15 protein-coding genes are annotated in these 16,738 nt (G+C 72.6%); 9 read left to right on the top strand and 6 right to left on the bottom strand.

Features of this window, described 5'->3' with window-relative positions; genetic code table 11:
* A complete protein-coding gene (locus HDA43_RS26805) occupies positions 1 to 1,683 on the bottom strand; it encodes a serine/threonine-protein kinase (RefSeq protein ID WP_179826610.1) in 1,683 nt (560 codons plus the stop codon).
* A gap of 241 nt (positions 1,684 to 1,924) precedes the next feature.
* Between HDA43_RS26805 and HDA43_RS26800 the strand changes: the two genes are divergently transcribed.
* The 5 genes from HDA43_RS26800 to HDA43_RS26780 all read left to right on the top strand — a co-directional run bounded on the left by HDA43_RS26800 (position 1,925) and on the right by HDA43_RS26780 (position 5,717).
* Entirely contained in the window at positions 1,925 to 3,058 is a 1,134-nt protein-coding gene (locus HDA43_RS26800; RefSeq protein ID WP_179826608.1) for a CaiB/BaiF CoA transferase family protein, read from the top strand.
* 107 nt (positions 3,059 to 3,165) lie between these two features.
* The gene (locus HDA43_RS26795) at positions 3,166 to 4,008 is read left to right on the top strand and encodes an ABC transporter ATP-binding protein (RefSeq protein WP_179826606.1); all 843 of its coding nucleotides are present in this window, start codon (positions 3,166 to 3,168) and stop codon (positions 4,006 to 4,008) included.
* Complete coding sequence (locus HDA43_RS26790) at positions 4,005 to 4,925, top strand: ABC transporter permease (RefSeq protein ID WP_179826604.1); 921 nt, start codon at positions 4,005 to 4,007, stop codon at positions 4,923 to 4,925. Before HDA43_RS26795 ends, HDA43_RS26790 begins: the two co-directional genes overlap by 4 nt.
* 16 nt (positions 4,926 to 4,941) lie before the next feature.
* Entirely contained in the window at positions 4,942 to 5,181 is a 240-nt protein-coding gene (locus HDA43_RS26785; protein WP_346023179.1) for a helix-turn-helix transcriptional regulator, read from the top strand.
* A complete protein-coding gene (locus HDA43_RS26780; RefSeq protein WP_179826600.1) occupies positions 5,181 to 5,717 on the top strand; it encodes a hypothetical protein in 537 nt (178 codons plus the stop codon). The genes HDA43_RS26785 and HDA43_RS26780 overlap by 1 nt, the downstream gene beginning before the upstream one ends.
* Positions 5,718 to 5,769: 52 nt before the next feature.
* Here HDA43_RS26780 and HDA43_RS26775 read toward each other — a convergent pair whose 3' ends face one another.
* Complete coding sequence (locus HDA43_RS26775) at positions 5,770 to 6,234, bottom strand: GyrI-like domain-containing protein (protein WP_179826598.1); 465 nt, start codon at positions 6,232 to 6,234, stop codon at positions 5,770 to 5,772.
* Positions 6,235 to 6,368: 134 nt separating this feature from the next.
* Here HDA43_RS26775 and HDA43_RS26770 point away from each other — a divergent pair, with 134 nt between their 5' ends.
* The 4 genes from HDA43_RS26770 (at position 6,369) to HDA43_RS26760 (ending at position 11,861) form a co-directional block, all read left to right on the top strand.
* A complete protein-coding gene (locus HDA43_RS26770; protein WP_179826596.1) occupies positions 6,369 to 7,811 on the top strand; it encodes a GuaB1 family IMP dehydrogenase-related protein in 1,443 nt (480 codons plus the stop codon).
* Between the two features lie 137 nt (positions 7,812 to 7,948).
* The gene (locus HDA43_RS26765; protein ID WP_179826595.1) at positions 7,949 to 8,794 is read left to right on the top strand and encodes a YflT domain-containing protein; all 846 of its coding nucleotides are present in this window, start codon (positions 7,949 to 7,951) and stop codon (positions 8,792 to 8,794) included.
* 701 nt (positions 8,795 to 9,495) lie between these two features.
* Positions 9,496 to 10,866 carry a GH1 family beta-glucosidase gene (locus tag HDA43_RS34515; protein WP_218912652.1) on the top strand — a complete coding sequence of 457 codons (1,371 nt, stop codon included), beginning with the start codon at positions 9,496 to 9,498 and terminating at the stop codon, positions 10,864 to 10,866.
* Positions 10,863 to 11,861 (top strand): LacI family DNA-binding transcriptional regulator, encoded by a 999-nt coding sequence (locus HDA43_RS26760; RefSeq protein ID WP_218912941.1) that lies wholly within the window; start codon positions 10,863 to 10,865, stop codon positions 11,859 to 11,861. The genes HDA43_RS34515 and HDA43_RS26760 overlap by 4 nt, the downstream gene beginning before the upstream one ends.
* 29 nt (positions 11,862 to 11,890) lie before the next feature.
* Here the strand turns inward: HDA43_RS26760 and HDA43_RS26755 are convergent, their stop codons facing one another.
* From HDA43_RS26755 to HDA43_RS26740, 4 genes are all read right to left on the bottom strand, one after another.
* Positions 11,891 to 12,886 carry a LacI family DNA-binding transcriptional regulator gene (locus HDA43_RS26755; protein WP_179826591.1) on the bottom strand — a complete coding sequence of 332 codons (996 nt, stop codon included), beginning with the start codon at positions 12,884 to 12,886 and terminating at the stop codon, positions 11,891 to 11,893.
* Positions 12,887 to 12,956: 70 nt separating this feature from the next.
* Positions 12,957 to 13,760 carry a carbohydrate ABC transporter permease gene (locus HDA43_RS26750; RefSeq protein WP_179826588.1) on the bottom strand — a complete coding sequence of 268 codons (804 nt, stop codon included), beginning with the start codon at positions 13,758 to 13,760 and terminating at the stop codon, positions 12,957 to 12,959.
* Positions 13,761 to 13,851: 91 nt separating this feature from the next.
* Positions 13,852 to 14,835 (bottom strand): carbohydrate ABC transporter permease, encoded by a 984-nt coding sequence (locus HDA43_RS26745; RefSeq protein WP_179826587.1) that lies wholly within the window; start codon positions 14,833 to 14,835, stop codon positions 13,852 to 13,854.
* Positions 14,836 to 15,016: 181 nt separating this feature from the next.
* Positions 15,017 to 16,309, bottom strand: coding sequence for an ABC transporter substrate-binding protein (locus HDA43_RS26740; RefSeq protein ID WP_179826585.1), 1,293 nt, complete (start codon positions 16,307 to 16,309; stop codon positions 15,017 to 15,019).
* Positions 16,310 to 16,738: the final 429 nt, after the last annotated feature.

The following is a 16,738-nucleotide window of genomic DNA, read 5'->3' as shown; positions in this document are numbered from 1 at the left end:
TCACTCGCCTCCCCGCGGGTGGAAACTCGTGAAGATCTTCTCCATGAGCCCGGGACGCCCGTTCCACTTCTCGGCGGCCGTCCAGCTCAGCACGAAGACCGTGTCGCCGACCCCGACGAACCGGCGTGTCTCGCGGTAGGTCACGCCGGGCCTGGCCCACGGCGCGCCCCCGATCTGGTCCGTCTTCCAGGTGAACTCCCAGTCGAGCCCGGAGCCGTAGGCGAGCGGGACGTTCACCGTCTTCTCGGTGAGGATCTCGCTCCACTGGGCGGTGTCGTCCCGGACGGTCTCCTGGAGCGCGCGCAGGTTCCCGGCGTTCTCGGGGAGCACCTCGACCCCGAGATGGGCCTGGCCGTCGGGGCTCAGCCACTGGGTGTAGTTCGTCTCGGCGGCCCAGTCGCCCCGCCAGCCGGCCGGGTAGCCGATCGTCCAGTTGTCCGGCGCCTTGGCCTGCCAGAGCCTGAGCTGCGGGGCGGGTTTCCTGGTCCTGGTGGGGGTGGGGCTCGGCGTGGGCGAGGCGCTCAGCGTCTCCGTTTCGCCGAGCGTCCCGGTGCCGGCCGGCTCCCCGGTGTCGGCCGGCGCGGCCGTCAGCGCCACGCCGGGGTCCGGCTCGTCCCCCTGGGACATCGCCAGGGCCGCGGCGCCGCCTCCGGCGAGGAGGACCACGGCCGCCGCGATCAGCGTGATCCACCCGGTGCGCCGCCGCTCCCGGGCGGGGCCGCGCGACCCGTGGGACCCGGTGGCCCCGGTGATTCCGGTGGGCCCGGTGGCTCCGGTGGGCTCGGTGGCTCCGGAGAACGCGGAGGTCTCCGCCGTACGGTGCCGGTCGGTACGGCGGGGCCCCGTCGCGGCGCGGCGCGGTCCCGCGGGCGCGGCGCCGCTCGCCTCGGCCAGCAGCAGGTCGGCCTGGTCGGCGGTGAGCCGGTGGGCCGGGTCGCGCTGGAGCATGCCGGTGAGCACCTCGCGCATCTCCGGCGGCACCCGGCTGAAGTCGGGCTCCTCGGTGATGAGCGCCCCGAGTGTGGCGATGGCGGTGGGGCGCTCGAAGGGGCCGTGGCCCAGCAGCGCCGCGTACAGGGTCGCGCCGAGCGACCACAGGTCGGACCAGGGACCGGAGGGCCCCGCGGTGGCGCGCTCCGGCGGCAGGAAGCTGGGCGAGCCGGTCACCATGCCGGTCTGGGTCAGCGAGGTGTCGCCTTCGAGGGTGGCGATGCCGAAGTCGGTCAGCACGGCCCGGCCGTCGTCGGCCAGCAGGATGTTGCTGGGCTTGACGTCGCGGTGCAGGATGCCGGCCTCGTGGGCCGCCCGCAGCGCCGCCAGCACCTGGCGGCCGATCCCGGCGACCTGGTGGACCGACAGCGTGCCCACCTGGTCCAGGCCCCGGGCCCGGACAAGCTCCATGACGATCCAGGGGCGGCCGTCCTCCTCGGCGACGTCGTAGATCGCCACGATGCCCCGGTGGTTCAGCCGCGCCGCCGTCCTGGCCTCGCGGGAGGTGCGGGCGAGCTGGCGCTCGCGCTCGGCCGGGGGGAGGTTCGGCGGCAGCAGCACCTCCTTGACCGCGACGGGCCGGTCGAGAAGGGTGTCGTATCCCTCCCAGACCACGCCCATGCCGCCCCTGCCGAGCTCCCTCAGCAGCCGGTAGCGCCCGGCGACAACCCGTCCACCGTCCGGATACGTCATCACGTGACCCCTAGATCCCATCGGATAAGCCGCAAGTTTCCCACACCGACCGGCCGCCGGCGGTCCCGAACGGACGACGGGACGGGGGCCGCCGCCCGGGGCTCGCGGGCCGGAATCCCGGTCACCGCCCGGCTCCGCACGCGGCCCGCATCCGGCTCGCACGCGGCCCGCACGGCCCGGCGCGGACGTCTTGCCACCCGGAGCCGAATGTTGTTCTACTTGGCCCCGGAGAGGAGATCGCATGGAGCGCGTGACCAGGAGCGGCCCGCTGTCCGGAGTCCGCGTGCTGGAGCTGGCCGGCCTGGCCCCCGGCCCGTTCGCCGGGATGATGCTGGCCGACCACGGTGCCGAGGTGCTGCGGATCGACCGGGTGGCCGCGGTCGCGGCGGCCGGGGACCGGCCCCGGCGCGACGTGATGGACCGCGGCAAGCGGACGATCGGGCTGGACCTGAAGTCGCCCGAGGGGGTGGCCGCGTTCCGGGAGCTGGCCGCGCACGCCGACGTGGTCATCGAGGTCTTCCGGCCGGGCGTCGCCGAGCGCCTCGGCATCGGCCCCGAGGACCTGCGGGCCGTCAACCCCCGGCTGGTGTACGGGCGGATGACCGGCTGGGGCCAGGAGGGCCCGCTGGCCACGACCGCCGGGCACGACATCGACTACATCGCCGTCGCGGGCGTGCTGTCCCTGCTGGGCCGCGAGGGCGGCAAGCCCACCCCGCCGATCAACATCCTCGGCGACTTCGCCGGCGGCGGCCTCATGCTCGCCTACGGCGTGCTGCTCGCCCTGTTCGAGCGGGAGCGGACCGGCCGGGGCCGGGTGGTGGACGCGGCCATGGTGGACGGCGCCGCGGCCCTGTTCGCCATGTTCTACCAGGGTGTGCAGAGCGGCTTCTGGGGGCCGCGCGGCACCAACCTCCTCGACACCGGCGCGCCCATGTACGACACCTACGAGACCGCCGACGGGGGTTTCGTCGCGGTGGGCGCGCTGGAGCCGCAGTTCTGGGCGGAGATGGTGGCCCTGATGGGCCTCGCCGACCTGCCCGACCGCGACGACCGGGCGCGCTGGCCGGAGCTGCGCGAACGGCTGGCCGAGGCGTTCCGCTCCCGGACCCGCGCCGAGTGGGAGGAGGTGTTCGCCGGGTCGGACGCCTGCGTCGTGCCGGTCCTGGATCCGGCCGAGGCCGCCGAGCACCCGCACAACCGGGCCCGCGGCACGTTCGTCGAGGTCGGCGGGGTCCGCCAGCCCGCGCCCGCGCCACGGCTGGAGGGCGCGGGCGAGCCGGACCTCTCCCCCGCGACCCTCCTTTCCGACCTGTCGGACTGGGGCCTGGACCGGGGGACCGCCGAACGGCTGCGCGCCGCGGGCGTGCTCGCCTGATCCGACCCGGCCCGGTCCTTACCCGAGGGCGGCACGCCTGTAGCGGATGTGCCGCCCTTTATCATGCGTGTTGTGTGAAATGTAGTAGTTGTACTACATTCCATGGCATGAGTACTGCGGTGAGCGTCCGCAGGTTGCGGATGGCGTACGGCACGGCCGAGGTGCTGCGAGGCGTCGACCTCGACATCCGGCGCGGCGAGATCTTCACGCTGCTCGGGCCCAACGGCGCGGGCAAGACCACCACGATCGAGATCCTGGAGGGCTTCCGAAACCGGTCGGCGGGCGAGGTGAGCGTGCTGGGCGCCGACCCGGCCCGCGGCGGCGACGCCTGGCGGGCCAGGCTCGGGATCGTGCTGCAGAGCTGGCGCGACCACGGCCGCTGGGGCGTCCGGGAGCTGCTGGCCCACGTCGGGGAGTTCTACGACCGTCCCCGCGACCCCGACGAACTGCTGGCCGCGCTGGGGCTCGCCGAGCAGGCCGCGCAACGAGTGAGCCGCCTGTCCGGCGGCCAGCGCCGCCGCCTCGACGTGGGGCTCGGCATCATGGGCCGGCCGGAGCTGCTGTTCCTGGACGAGCCGACGACCGGTTTCGACCCGGAGGCGCGGCGGGAGTTCCACCTGCTGGTGGAGAGGCTCGCCGCCGATGGCATGACGGTGCTGCTGACCACGCACGACCTCGCCGAGGCCGAGAAGCTGGCGCACCGCACCGCCATCCTGGTCCGCGGGGAGATCGTCGCGTGCGGGAGCCCGGCCGAGCTGGCCGACGCCGTACGGGCCGAGTCGCAGGTGCGCTGGCTGGAGGACGGCCGCGAGCGGGTCCTCACCACGGCCGACCCGTCGCGGGCGGCGTGGGAGCTGCACGAGCGGTTCGGCGGCCCGGTGCCGGGCCTGCAGGTCCGGCGCCCGTCACTGGAGGAGAACTACCTGAGCCTCGTCGGGAGGGCGGCATGACCGGCACAGCGACCACGACGACCACGGCGGCCCTTCCGGACGGCGCGACCACCGGGACGCCCCGGGCCAAAGGGGGCGGCGTGAACGCCAGGGGATTGCGCATCGGGCTGCGACGGGGCTGGACGGAATACCTGCACCTGGTCAGGGACCGCAGAGAGCTGATCAACAGCACGGTCGGCACGGTCGGGATCTTCGCGTTGCTGATCCTGTGGATCGGCGACGGCCCGGTGGAGGGCACCGGCGTCTCCCAGTCGACGTTCATGACCATCGGCTTCCTGGCATTCACCGTCTTCTCCAACGGGCTCATGGCACTGCCGATGGCGCTGACCACCGACCGGGAGGACGGGACGCTGCTGCGGCTGCGCACCCTCCCCGGCGGCATCACCGCCTACCTCACCGGGCGGGCGGTGACCTTCCTCTGCCAGATCGTCGTGCAGGGCGTGCTGATCCTGGCCACCGGCGTGGTCGTCGGCGACGCCGGGCTGCCCCGCGACTGGCTGACGCTGGCCTGGGCGCTGCTGCTCGGCACGGTCGCGGTGGTCCCGCTGGGCGTCGCCATAGGCTGCCTGCTGCCCAACCCGAAGACCGCCGCGGGGGCCGTGGGCCTGCCGATGATGATCCTGATGGTGACCTCCGGCGTCATGATTCCGGTGACCTTCATGCCCGAGCCCGTCCAGTGGATCTCGCAGGCGTTCCCCCTCTACTGGCAGGGGCTCGGACTGCGGGCGGCGTTCATGCCCGACAGCATGCTCGCCGCCGAGATCGCCGGCAGCTGGCGGTTGCCCTGGGTGGCCTTGGCGCTCGGCGCGTGGGCGGTCGCGGGGATGCTGCTGGCCCCGGTCATGGTCCGCCGGGTGACCCGGCGGGAGTCCGGGTCCCGGCTCGCCGATCGGCGACCGGCCGCGCAGGCGCCCTGAGAGCTGGGAGACTACCGTGGTGGCCACGGAAGACGTCTACAACAGGATCTCGGTGCTGCGGGCCGAGCGCGGCGTGTCACGCAAGGACCTGGCCACCGCGCTGGGCGTCCACTACCAGACGGTCGGCTACCTCGAACGCGGCGAGTACAGCCCCAGCCTGCACCTGGCCCTGCGCATCGCCGCGTACTTCGAGGTGCCGCTGGAGGTCGTCTTCTCCCTGAAACCGTTCCCCCGACTCGGCAGTGAGGTGAAGTGATGGGCGGCCTGACCCCCGAGCAGGTGGAGAGGCACTATCGCACCTGGCCGCCCCGCTCCTGGTACGCCACCCGCCGGAGCCGCCGAGTCCTGGCCGGCGTGGGCGCCGCCTCGGCCGCGCTGGGCTGGGTCAGCGCGGTCGTGTGCTGGTACCTCGCACCGAGCTCCCTGGCGATGTGGACCACCTTCGCCCTGTGGGGAGCCGCACTGGTGATCTACGCGGTGGTCTACTCGGCCCTCGTCGGAGCCACCCGCGGCGTCATCGGCCTCGCCGGGCGGCACCTCGACGAGCGGCAGGCCCTCGAACGCCTGCGGCTCCAGGCCGGCTCCCGCCGGGGCACCACGATCATGCTCTGCGCGGTCCTCGCGCTCGTCCTCCTCGCCGACGGGGACAGGTCGGTCGTCGAGGTCCCGACGACCGCGATCTTCCTGCTCGTGTACGCCATGATCGCGACGCACCTCATCCTGCCGTCCCTCCTGGCGGCCTTGCGGATGCCCGACCCGCCACGGGACGACGACGAGGACGAGGACGACTGAGGGACGGCCGAGGCGCGGGCCGGACGGCCACCGGGTCCGGCCGCCCGCCCCGTCAGCCCATCGAGGGGAAGACCGCGGCGTAGACGTCCACGCCCTCGGCGTGGTGGACCTCAAGGTCGGTGGTGAAGGCGCGGGGCGGGGTGCCGCCCGACTCGGTGTGCTTCCACAACCGCTGCCAGGCGTCCAGCAGCGCCTCGGGCAGCTGCCCGCGGGCCTCCAGCTTCAGGCACGGCACGGCGGGCACCCGTACCGCGACCATCCCCTCGGGCATGGCGGCGGCGCTGCGCACCGCCGCCCCGACGACCACCGTGTAGGCGCCGTGGTGACCGCTCTCGTAGTCGGTGTACACCGCGTAGACGTTCTCGTCCACCCGGCCCGGGACGTGGGCGAACGCTCCGGGGACCCCGACCCGCGCCCACAGCGCGGCCAGCCTTCCCCGGCCCTCCCCCTCCTCGGCGTTCGACGTCCGTACGGCACGGCCGACGACCAGCAACTCGGGCCGATCAACGACGATCACAACGCCTCCCATGGCCATCCCGCTTGATTCGCGCAAACGGGATCCTAGCTGTAGCCCGGAGTGACGGCCTCCGTTCCCGATCGCCGGAACGGGGAGGTCTCCTGCCGCGTCATCACCGGATAAGGTGGACGAACGTGAAGTTTCTCAATGGGATGACCCCGGCCTACGACCTCACGTACAGCGACGTCTTCATGGTCCCGTCGCGCTCCTCGATCGGCTCGCGCCTCTCCGTCGACCTCGCCGCCCACGACGGCACCGGCACCACGATCCCGATCGTCGTGGCCAACATGACGGCGGTCGCCGGGCGCCGCATGGCCGAGACCGTCGCCCGCCGCGGCGGCATCGCCGTGATCCCGCAGGACATCCCCATCGAGGTGGTGGCCGACGTCGTCGACTGGGTCAAGCGGCGTGACCTGGTCCACGACACCCCGCTCACCCTCACCTCGCACGACACCGTCGGCGAGGCGCTCAACCTGCTCCCCAAGCGGGCGCACGGCGCGATCATCGTCGTCGACTGGGACAACCGCCCGATAGGCGTGGTCACCGAGGGCGACTGCGGCGGCGTGGACATGTACACGCAGCTGTCACAGGTCATGTCCTCCGACCACCTGCTCACCCTGCCCGCCGGCCTGGACCCGCGCGAGGCGTTCGACCGGCTCCACGAGGGCCGCCACCGGCTCGCCCCGATCGTCGACGGCGACGGCCGGCTGGTCGGCATCCTCACCCGCACCGGCGCGCTGCGGGCCACGCTCTACAAGCCCGCCGTGGACGCCTCGGGCAGGCTGCGCGTCGCCGCCGCCGTCGGCGTCAACGGCGACGTGGCCGCCAAGGCCGGGGAGCTGCTGGAGGCCGGGGTGGACTGCCTGGTGGTGGACACCGCCCACGGGCACCAGGAGAAGATGATCAGCGCGCTGAAGGCGGTCCGGGCGCTCGACCCGGGCGTGCCGGTCGCCGCGGGCAACGTCGTCACCGCCGCCGGGGTGCGCGACCTCGTCGAGGCCGGGGCGGACATCCTCAAGGTCGGCGTCGGACCGGGCGCCATGTGCACCACCCGGATGATGACCGGCGTGGGCCGTCCGCAGTTCTCCGCCGTGCTGGAGTGCGCGGCCGAGGCACGCCGCCTGGGCCGTCACGTCTGGGCCGACGGCGGCGTCCGCCACCCGCGCGACGTGGCCCTCGCCCTGGCCGCCGGGGCGTCCAACGTGATGATCGGCTCCTGGTTCGCCGGCACGTACGAGTCACCCGGCGACACCCGCACGGCCGCCGACGGCCGCAGGTACAAGGAGAACTTCGGCATGGCCTCGGCCCGCGCGGTGAAGCTGCGCACCGCCGAGGACTCCCCCTTCGAGCGGGCCCGCAAGGCGCTGTTCGAGGAGGGCATCTCCACCTCCAGGATGTACCTCGACCCGGTCCGGCCCAGCGTCGAGGACCAGATCGACGCCATCGTGGCGGGCCTGCGCTCGGCGTGCACCTACGCCGGGGCGTCCGACCTGGAGGAGTTCCACGAGCGCGCGGTCGTCGGCGTGCAGAGTTCCTCGGGCTACACCGAGGGCATGCCGCTGCACCAGAGCTGGTAACCCGCGCTCTCCGCCCGTGTCCTTCTCGCGCCCGCCGTACGGTCACACACCTGTACGGCGGGCGCACGCATTGTCGCCGCGCGCCGGGGTAGTCGCCTGTCCGATCACCCACTGACACAGCGGGAAGGCGAGCGGACATGACACACGTACCCACCGCCACGACGACGCCCGCGGAGCGGCTCGTCGTCGTGGACCGGAGAGCGCTGGTCGGCTACGACAACTACGCGGCGGCCCAGCGGACCGTGGACATGCTCTCCGATGCGGGATTCCCCGTCGAGCACGTGGCGATCGTCGGCAGCGACCTGCGGCTGGAGGAGACCGTCACCGGCCGGATGACCAACGGCAGGGCCGCGCTGCGGGGCGCCGGCAACGGCCTGGCGTTCGGCGCCGTGGTGGGGGCCTTCCTCGGGCTCTTCACCTCCACCACGATGTCGTTCGTCGTGCTCGTGCTCTGGGCCGCGCTCTGGGGCGCGGTGGTGGGGGCCGCGTTCGGGTTCGTCAACCACTTCTTCACCGGCGGCAAGCGGGACTTCGTCTCGCGCAGCGCGATCGTCGCCGGCCGCTACGACGTGCTGGTCGCGGCCTCGCATCTGGACGACGCCCGTGCCGTGATCGAGGCCGCCAGCGGCCCCGCCGACACCGTCGTCGTCGAGGTGCCGCCGTCGGCGGGCATCTACGACCCGGACGCCGTACGGCCCACCGCCCCGAGCGTCCGGTATCCCGGCGCCGCGGCCGGACGGCCGGCGGACGAGCACCCGGCGACCGAGCGGCCGATGGACGAGCAGGCGGCGGACGAGCACCCCATGGCCGGACGGCCGGTGGACGAGCAGGCGGCGGACGGGCACCTCGTGACCGAGCGGCCGGCGGACGGGCACCCCGTGACCGGACTGCCGGTGGACGGGCGGCCGGCGGACGGGCGTCCTTCGGTTCCCGCGCAGGCTCCCCGGCCCGACCGCGACACGGCCGACCCGAGCCGCTCCTAGGTTCTGTTCCGCGGATCTTCGCCGCGGATCTTCGCCGCGGGGGATCCGCGGCAGGTCCCGGCGGAGCCGACGAACACGGAGGGCGCGGGGGCCACGGCGAGCACCGTGGCCCCCGCGCCCTCCGTCGTTCCGGCTCACGGCGACGACCCGCCGCCCGGTCTCCCCTCCGGCCAGGCGGCCGACGGTGGTCCCCACGGGGTCGTCCCCCACGTGGATCACCATGGTGATCTCGCCGGGGCGGCCGTCGGCCACCGGCACGGTGCCCTCGCCGGACGCGGTGACGTAGGCGGCCTCCGGGGCCCGGACGAAGTGGCGAGCCTGTCTCGACGTCCCGGACCGGGGAGTGGATACTGACGGTCCCGCCCGCCGGCGGCCCCGCCGTCGCGCTCGCCGTACCCGGTGGAGGCCGCGCGCCGGGACGGCGGTTCCGCCGCCCGGGGACCCGCACGCGGTGACGGCGAGCGCCGAGCCGGGCCACGCCCGCCGACGGGACGGCGGCGGAGCCCGGCCACGCGTCCTCCCCCGGACGATCCGTCCGAAGCTGTGAGAGCGCTCTCTGGAAGATTTGTCGGCCCTTTCCGCCGGGGGCGATATCCGTGACAGTACGGTTACCGTCGGGTTCTTCTTGACACGCCTTCTCCGGAACGGGATTCTCGGGAGAGCGCTCTCACGCGTGTGACCGACAGAACGGAGCCCCAGAGATGACCACGTCCGCCACAGGGTCCAGCGACACCGGCCCGCTGACCTTCCCCGAGGGGTTCCTGTGGGGGGCGGCGACCGCCGCCTACCAGATCGAGGGCGCGGCCGCGGACGACGGCAGAGGTCCCTCCATCTGGGACACCTTCTCCCGGACCCCCGGCAAGGTCCGCGCCGGACACACCGGCGACGTGGCCTGCGACCACTACCACCGCCGCAGCGACGACGTCCGGCTGATGCGCGACCTGGGCCTGGCCGCCTACCGCTTCTCCGTCTCCTGGCCCCGCATCCAGCCCGACGGGTCCGGCCCGGTCAACCCGCGCGGCCTCGACTTCTACGACCGCCTGGTGGACGAGCTGCACGAGGCCGGCGTCACCCCGATCGTGACGCTCTACCACTGGGACCTGCCGCAGAGCCTGGAGGACCGGGGCGGCTGGATCGCCAGGGACACCGCCGAGCGCTTCGCCGACTACGCCGCGATCATGCACGCCCGCCTGGGTGACCGGGTGGAGACCTGGACCACCCTGAACGAGCCCTGGTGCTCGGCGTTCCTCGGCTACGGCTCCGGCATCCACGCCCCCGGCCGCGCCGAGCCCGAACTGGCCTTCACCGCCGTCCACCACCTGCTGCTCGGCCACGGGCTCGCCGTCGGCGCGCTGCGGGCCGGCGGGGCCGCGAAGGTCGGCATCACGCTGAACCTCGCGCCGGTGATCGGCGACGACCCCGTCGCGGTCTCCCTGGTGGACGGCCTGCAGAACCGGATCTTCCTCGACCCGGTGCTGCGCGGCGAGTACCCCGCCGACGTGGTCGAGCGGGCCCGCCGCTTCACCGACTGGTCGTTCGTCGAGGACGGCGACCTGGAGACCATCAGCCGGCCGATCGACCTGCTGGGCGTGAACTACTACACCCCGCAGACCGTCGCGGCCCGCCCCGGCGAGCCCGCCAGCCCGGTCTTCCCCGGCAGCGAGGGGATCGCCTTCGGCGGCGCCGACGCGCCGAAGACGGCGATGGGCTGGGCCATCCAGCCGTTCGGCCTGACCGACCTCCTCGTACGGCTGTCGCGCGACTACCCGGGCACCCCGCTGGTCATCACCGAGAACGGCGCGGCCTTCGACGACGAGGTGAAGGACGGCGCGGTCCACGACCCCGACCGGGTCTCCTACCTCGACGCGCACCTGCGCGCCGCGCACGCCGCCATCGAGCAGGGGGCCGACCTGCGCGGGTATATGGTGTGGTCGCTGATGGACAACTTCGAATGGGCCGAGGGCTACGGCAAGCGGTTCGGCGTCGTGCACGTCGACTACACCACCCAGCGCCGCACCCCCAAGGACAGCGCCCTGTGGTATCGCGACGTCATCCGGCGGAACGGCCTGTGAGGGCACGGCCGACGCTGGAGAAGGTGGCCGCCCGGGCCGGAGTGTCCCGGGCGACCGCCTCCCGCGTCATCAACGGCTCCACCCGGGTGGCCCCGCAGATCCGCGAGGCGGTCAACCGCGCCGTGGACGAGCTGGGCTACGTCCCCAACCAGGCGGCGCGAAGCCTGGTCACCCAGCGCGCCGACTCGATCGCCCTGGTCTTCCCCGAGCCCTCCACCAGGGTCTTCTCCGACGACCCGACCTTCGGCGGGATCATCCGGGGCGTCAGCATGGAGTTCGAGGAGGCCGACAAGCAGCTCGTGCTGATGCTCGCCGGCACCGAGGGCAGCTACCGCCGGGTCGAGCGCTACGCCACCAACGGGCACGTGGACGGCGTGATCGTGGCGTCGATGCACGGCTCGGACCCGCTTCCGGCGATCCTCGCCCGCCGGGGCGTCCCGGTGGTCTGCAGTGGACGTCCCACCATGGCCGGCGAGCTGCCGTACGTGGACATGGACAACGTCGGCGGCGCCGAGCGCGCGGTGCGGCACCTGCTGGAGCGGGGCCGCCGCCGGATCGCCGCCATCGCGGGTCCCCAGGACATGGTCGCCGGTATCGACCGCCTCACCGGCTACCGGAACGTCCTGCGCGACTCCGACCGCCGCTCCATCGTCGCGGTCGGCGACTTCACCCGCGAGTCGGGAACGGCGGCCATGCGTCACCTGCTGGCCGACGACCCGGAGCTGGACGCGGTGTTCGCCGCCAACGACCTGATGGCGCTGGGAGCGCTGCGGGCGCTGCGTGACGCCGGCCGCTCCGTCCCCGGTGACGTCGCGGTCGTCGGCTTCGACGACATCCCGGCCGCCTCCTACGCCGAGCCGCCGCTGACCACGGTCCGGCAGCCGACCGAGGAGATGGGGCGGTGGCTCGCCCGGATGGTCCTGGGTCTGGAGGAGCGGGGGCCCGTGGTGCTGCCCACCGAGCTCGTCGTGCGGGAGTCCACGAGGGCCGCCTGACCGCCTTCGCGTGGACCGCCTGGCCGCTGCTATGTGGACTGCCTGATCACGAGATCGGCCGGCATGATCACCGGCTCGGCCGGTCCTCCCTCCATGAGCGCGAGCAGCAGCCGCACCATGGTGGCGGCCTGCTCGGCGTGCGAGGCGCGGACCGTCGTGAGCGGCGGGTCGGTGTAGCGGGCCGCCTCTATGTCGTCGTAGCCGACGACCGCGACGTCGCCGGGGACGGAGCGGCCGGCCTGGCGCAGCGCGTACATGGCCCCGATCGCCATCAGGTCGTTGGCCGTGAACACCGCGTCCAGCTCCGGATCGTCCTCCAGGAGCTGCCGCATCGCCGTCGCGCCCGACTCGCGGGTGAAGTCGCCGACCGCGATGATGGAGCGGCGGTCGGCCTCCCGCAGGGCGTCCCGGTACCCGGCGAGGCGGTCCTGGCCGGCGACCATGTCCAGCGGCCCGGCGATGGTCGCGATCCGGCGGCGGCCCCGCTCCAGCAGGTGCCGCACCGCGTGCTCGGCGCCCGCCGCGTTCTCGCCGTCCGCGTAGGGGATCTCGACCGGCACCGCGGGCCTGCCGTACGACACGACCGGGACGCGCAACCGGGTGAGCGCGCCGGGCAGCGGGTCGGCGCTGTGGCTCGACACGAGCATGACGCCGTCCACGTGGCCGCCGCCGATGTAGTTCTCCACCCGGGCGTGGCTCTCCGGTGACCCGGCCAGCAGCAGCACCGTCTGCCTGCCCGCGGCCTCCAGCTCCAGGCTGGCCGCGCGGATGACCGTGGAGAACATCGGGTCGTCGGAGAACACCCGGTTCGGCGACTCCGACACCACCAGCGCGATCGAGTTGGTCCGCTGGGTGACCAGGTTCCGCGCCGCGCCGTTGGGGACGTAACCCAGCTCGCGCACCGCCCGCATCACCGTCTCGCGGATGTCCGGGGTGACGGTGGCCTGGCCGTTCACCACCCGGGAGACGGTCGCCCGGGAGACTCCGGCGCGGGCGGCGACCGCCTCCAAAGTGGGTCGTCTCATCTGCCACTCCCCCAGCAGTCCTTTTTCCGTCGGGCGGACCCGGGCGCCGCGGCACGCCGCCCGGCGCGGCTCACCCCTTCACCGCCCCCTGCATGATGCCTCCGATGATCTGCTTGCCGAGCAGCGCGAACACCAGGAGCAGCGGCAGGGTCCCCAGCGCGGTCCCCGACAGCCCGAGCACGAAGTCGTTGACGTACCCGCTGGCGAGCGTGGACAGGGCCACCTGCACCGTCGGGTTCTCCGGGGTCAGGACGACCAGCGGCCAGAAGTAGTCGTTCCAGGCGGTCATGAACGTGAGCATGCCGAGCACCGCCGCCGCCGGCCGGGCCGCCGGGACCACGACGTGGCGGAACAGCCCCCAGGTGGTGCAGCCGTCGATCCTGCCCGCCTCCAGCAGCTCCGTCGGCAGCGCGCGCTGCAGGAACTGGGTCATGAAGAACACGCCGAACGCGTTGACCAGCGCCGGGACCACCAGCGCGTACATGGTGCCGGTCCACTCGACCTTCACCATGAGCATGTACAGCGGGATGATGCCGAGCTGGGCCGGGACCATCATGGTCGCCACGGTGATCAGCAGCATGGCGTTCCTGCCCCGGAACCGCAGCTTGGCGAAGGCGAAACCGGCCAGCGTCGAGAAGAACATCACGGTGAGGGCGATCGAACCGGAGACCACGAACGAGTTGAGCAGCGCCAGCCCGAACGGGACGGTGTCGAAGACCCGCTGCACGTTCGCGAGGAAGTTGCCGCCGGGCAGCAGCGGGGGCGGCACCTGGGCGAGCGCGGCGTTGTCGCGGGAGGCGACGACCACGCTGTAGTACAGGGGGAACGCGGAGAAGAACGCCACCGCGGTCAGCGTCAGATAGCGCAGCCTCACCGGCCGCTCACCCCCTTCCGCCCGTCGCGCCGGTCGTCCCGGACGCCCGGGCCGTTCCGGTCGTCCCCGGATCCTCTGTGCGCCGGCCAGGTCATGTCAGGTCTCCCCGCGAACGGCTGATGAACAGGTAGTTGACGGCCGCGGCGACCACCACGAAGGCGAACATGACCCACGAGGCGGCCGAGGCGTAGCCGAAGTCGAAGTTGACGAAGCCGCGCTCGTACACGTAGAGCGCGAGCGTCTGGAACTGCCGGTCCGGCCCGCCGGTGACGATGTTGCCGCCGTTGGTGCCCGCGCCGAACAGCAGCGGCTCGGCGATGATCTGCATCGCCCCGATCGTGGAGACGATCACCACGAAGATGATCGTCGGCCGGATCATCGGGATGGTGATCCTCCGGAGCTGGGTGTACGGCGACGCCCCGTCGAGGGTCGCCGCCTCGTAGAGCTCCCGTGGCACGGCCTGCATGGCGGCGAGGAAGATCAGGGCGTTGTACCCCGTCCACCGCCACATGATCATGACGGAGAGGGCGACGTGCGAGGAGAGGGTGCCCTCGCTCCAGGCGACGCCGTCGCCGCCGAACCAGGAGAGCATCCAGTTGATCAGACCGAAGTCGCGGCCGAACAGCTGGCTGAAGATCACCACGACCGCGACCACGCTGGTCACGTTGGGCAGCAGCAGGGTGATCCGGAAGAAGGTCTGCGCCCGCAGCGGGCGGTTGAGCAGGCTCGCCAGCCAGATCGCCATGATCAGCTGCGGGACGGTGGACAGCACCCCGATGGACAGGGTGTTGAAGGTGGCGTTCCAGAAGTAGCCGTCGCCGAGCAGCGTGGCGAAGTTGTCCAGGCCGATGAACCTGTGGACGTCCGAGAGCAGGGTCCACTCGTGCAGGCTCACCCAGGCGGTGTAGACGAGGGGGAAGACCCCGAACGCGCAGAACAGGACGAGGAACGGGGCGACGTAGGCGTACGGCGAGACTTTCATGTCGAACCGGTGGCTCAGGAAGCGCCGGGGCGGGCGGTGGGACGCCCGCCCCGTGATCGTGGCCGCCGGCCGGTCCGGGGCACGAGTGGCCATGGCTGGGCCTTTCGGGAGGTCGGGGGGTCGTTTTCGAGGGGCCCGGGGGTCGCTTTCGGGGGCCGGCGGGTCAGGGGACCGGGGCGTCGGCGCGGGACCGAGCGCGCCACGCGGGGTCGGGGCCGGGGGCGTCGGCCCGGGCCGGGGGCGCCGGCCCGGTCGTCCCGGGCCGGCCGCGCCGTCACTTGACGGTTTCGGCGTCCTTGAGGGCCTGGTTCCAGGCCTCCTCGGGCTGCTGCTTGCCCTGCTCGACACGGCCGATGCCGTCACCGAAGGCCGCGCGGACCAGGGCCTCCTTCGGCCCGAGGTGCTGGGGCTTGAGCGCCTTGGCGGCCTCGGAGTAGATCTTGCCGACCGGGGCGTCGTTGAAGAACGGCTTGGTGAAGCCCTGGATCGACGGGTCGTCGTAGAGGGCGGGGATGGAGGGGAAGCTGCCCGTCTCCTTGAAGACCTTGACCTGGTTCTCCTTGGAGGTGAGGAAGTCGATCAGCTCGGCCGCCTCCTTGGGGTGCTTGCTCTGCTTGGGCACCATGAGGTGCGAGCCGCCGCTGTTGCCGGCGCCGCCGGGCACCGTGGCGATGTCCCACTTGCCCGCGGCGTCCTTGGCCTGGTCCTGGATGTAGGCGGTCATCCAGGCGGGGCAGATGATCGTGGCGAAGGAGCCCTTGGCGAAGCCGGTGTTCCACGGCGGGGAGAAGGCGGCGAGCTTGGCCGACAGCCCGTTCTGGACGACCTTGACGGAGGTGTCCCACGCCTTCCGCACGTCCGGGTTGCCGGCCGCGATGAGGTTGTCCTGCTGGTCGTAGAAGCCGGTCGGGGCCTGGTTGACCATGGCCCGGAACAGCTCTCCCGGGCTGTCGACGAACTTGGCGCCCGGCACCTTGGCCTCGGTGAACTTCTTGCCGGTCTCGATGTAGGCGTCCCACGTCGGCCAGAGCTCGGAGACCTTCTCGCGCTCGGCGGGCAGGCCGGCCTTCTCGAACAGGTCCCTGCGGTAGCACATGGCCAGGCCGCCGACGTCGGTGCCGAGGCCGAGCAGCGTGGAGCCGTCCTTCGACAGGCCCTGCTGCCACTTCCAGTCGAGGTAGTCGCTCTTCCGCCGGTCCAGCCCGAACTCCTTGAGATCGCGGAACTTGGCGGGCTGGGCGGTGAAGGTGCTGATGAAACCCACCTCGACGGCCTCGACGTCGGCGGCGCCCGCGTTGGTGGCCAACTGCTTGACCAGGTTGTTGTGATGGTCGTCGAACTTCGTCACCCGCTCGACGATCTCCACGTCGGGGTGGGTCTTCCTGTACTCCTCGTACAGCGGCTTGAAGCCGAAGTCGCCGAAGAGGGCGACCGTCAGCTTGATCTTCTCCCCCGGCTTGGCGGCGTCCGCGCCGTCGGTGGCGGCACCGCCGCCACAGGCGGCGAGGCTCAGGGCGAGTGCGGACGCGGTGACCACCGGGGCGAGCAATCGGCGTGGGGTGCTCATGGAACCCTCCCTGGGTCCTCAAGATGATCATGAAGAGAGCGCTCTCAGGGAGAGAGGCTGATGGCACATGGGAGGCGTGTCAACATCTCCGGGGATAACGATCGCCGTTACCGAGCCGCGCGGGCGAGGGCGGCGTCTCCGGCGCCCCGATCTCTTCTGATTTGAATCAGAGCAGCTCAATACCATTCCGGAGAGATCCCCAAAGGTCTGTGGGAGCGCTCCCCCAGAGGCGTCCGCACACACCGGAATCTTGTTCTGTCTCCGGCCCGGAGGCCGGAGGGAGCCCGGCCGGGCCCCGATGGGAAATCGCTCTCTCGCGTTCACCGGGTGACCCGCCCGCCCGCGGCGCCACGCCCGGACCGGGAGGGGGTGCCTCCGTCCCTCGCGTGCCCGCCGGACCCCGTAGAGTCGTCCGGTCGGCCGGAAACC

The sequence above is a fragment of the Streptosporangium sandarakinum genome (genome assembly GCF_013409935.1).
GTDB classification, from domain to species: Bacteria; Actinomycetota; Actinomycetes; order Streptosporangiales; family Streptosporangiaceae; genus Streptosporangium; species Streptosporangium nondiastaticum.
The sequence above is the reverse complement of the archived record's forward strand: the minus strand, read 5'-3'. Positions and strand labels throughout refer to the sequence as shown.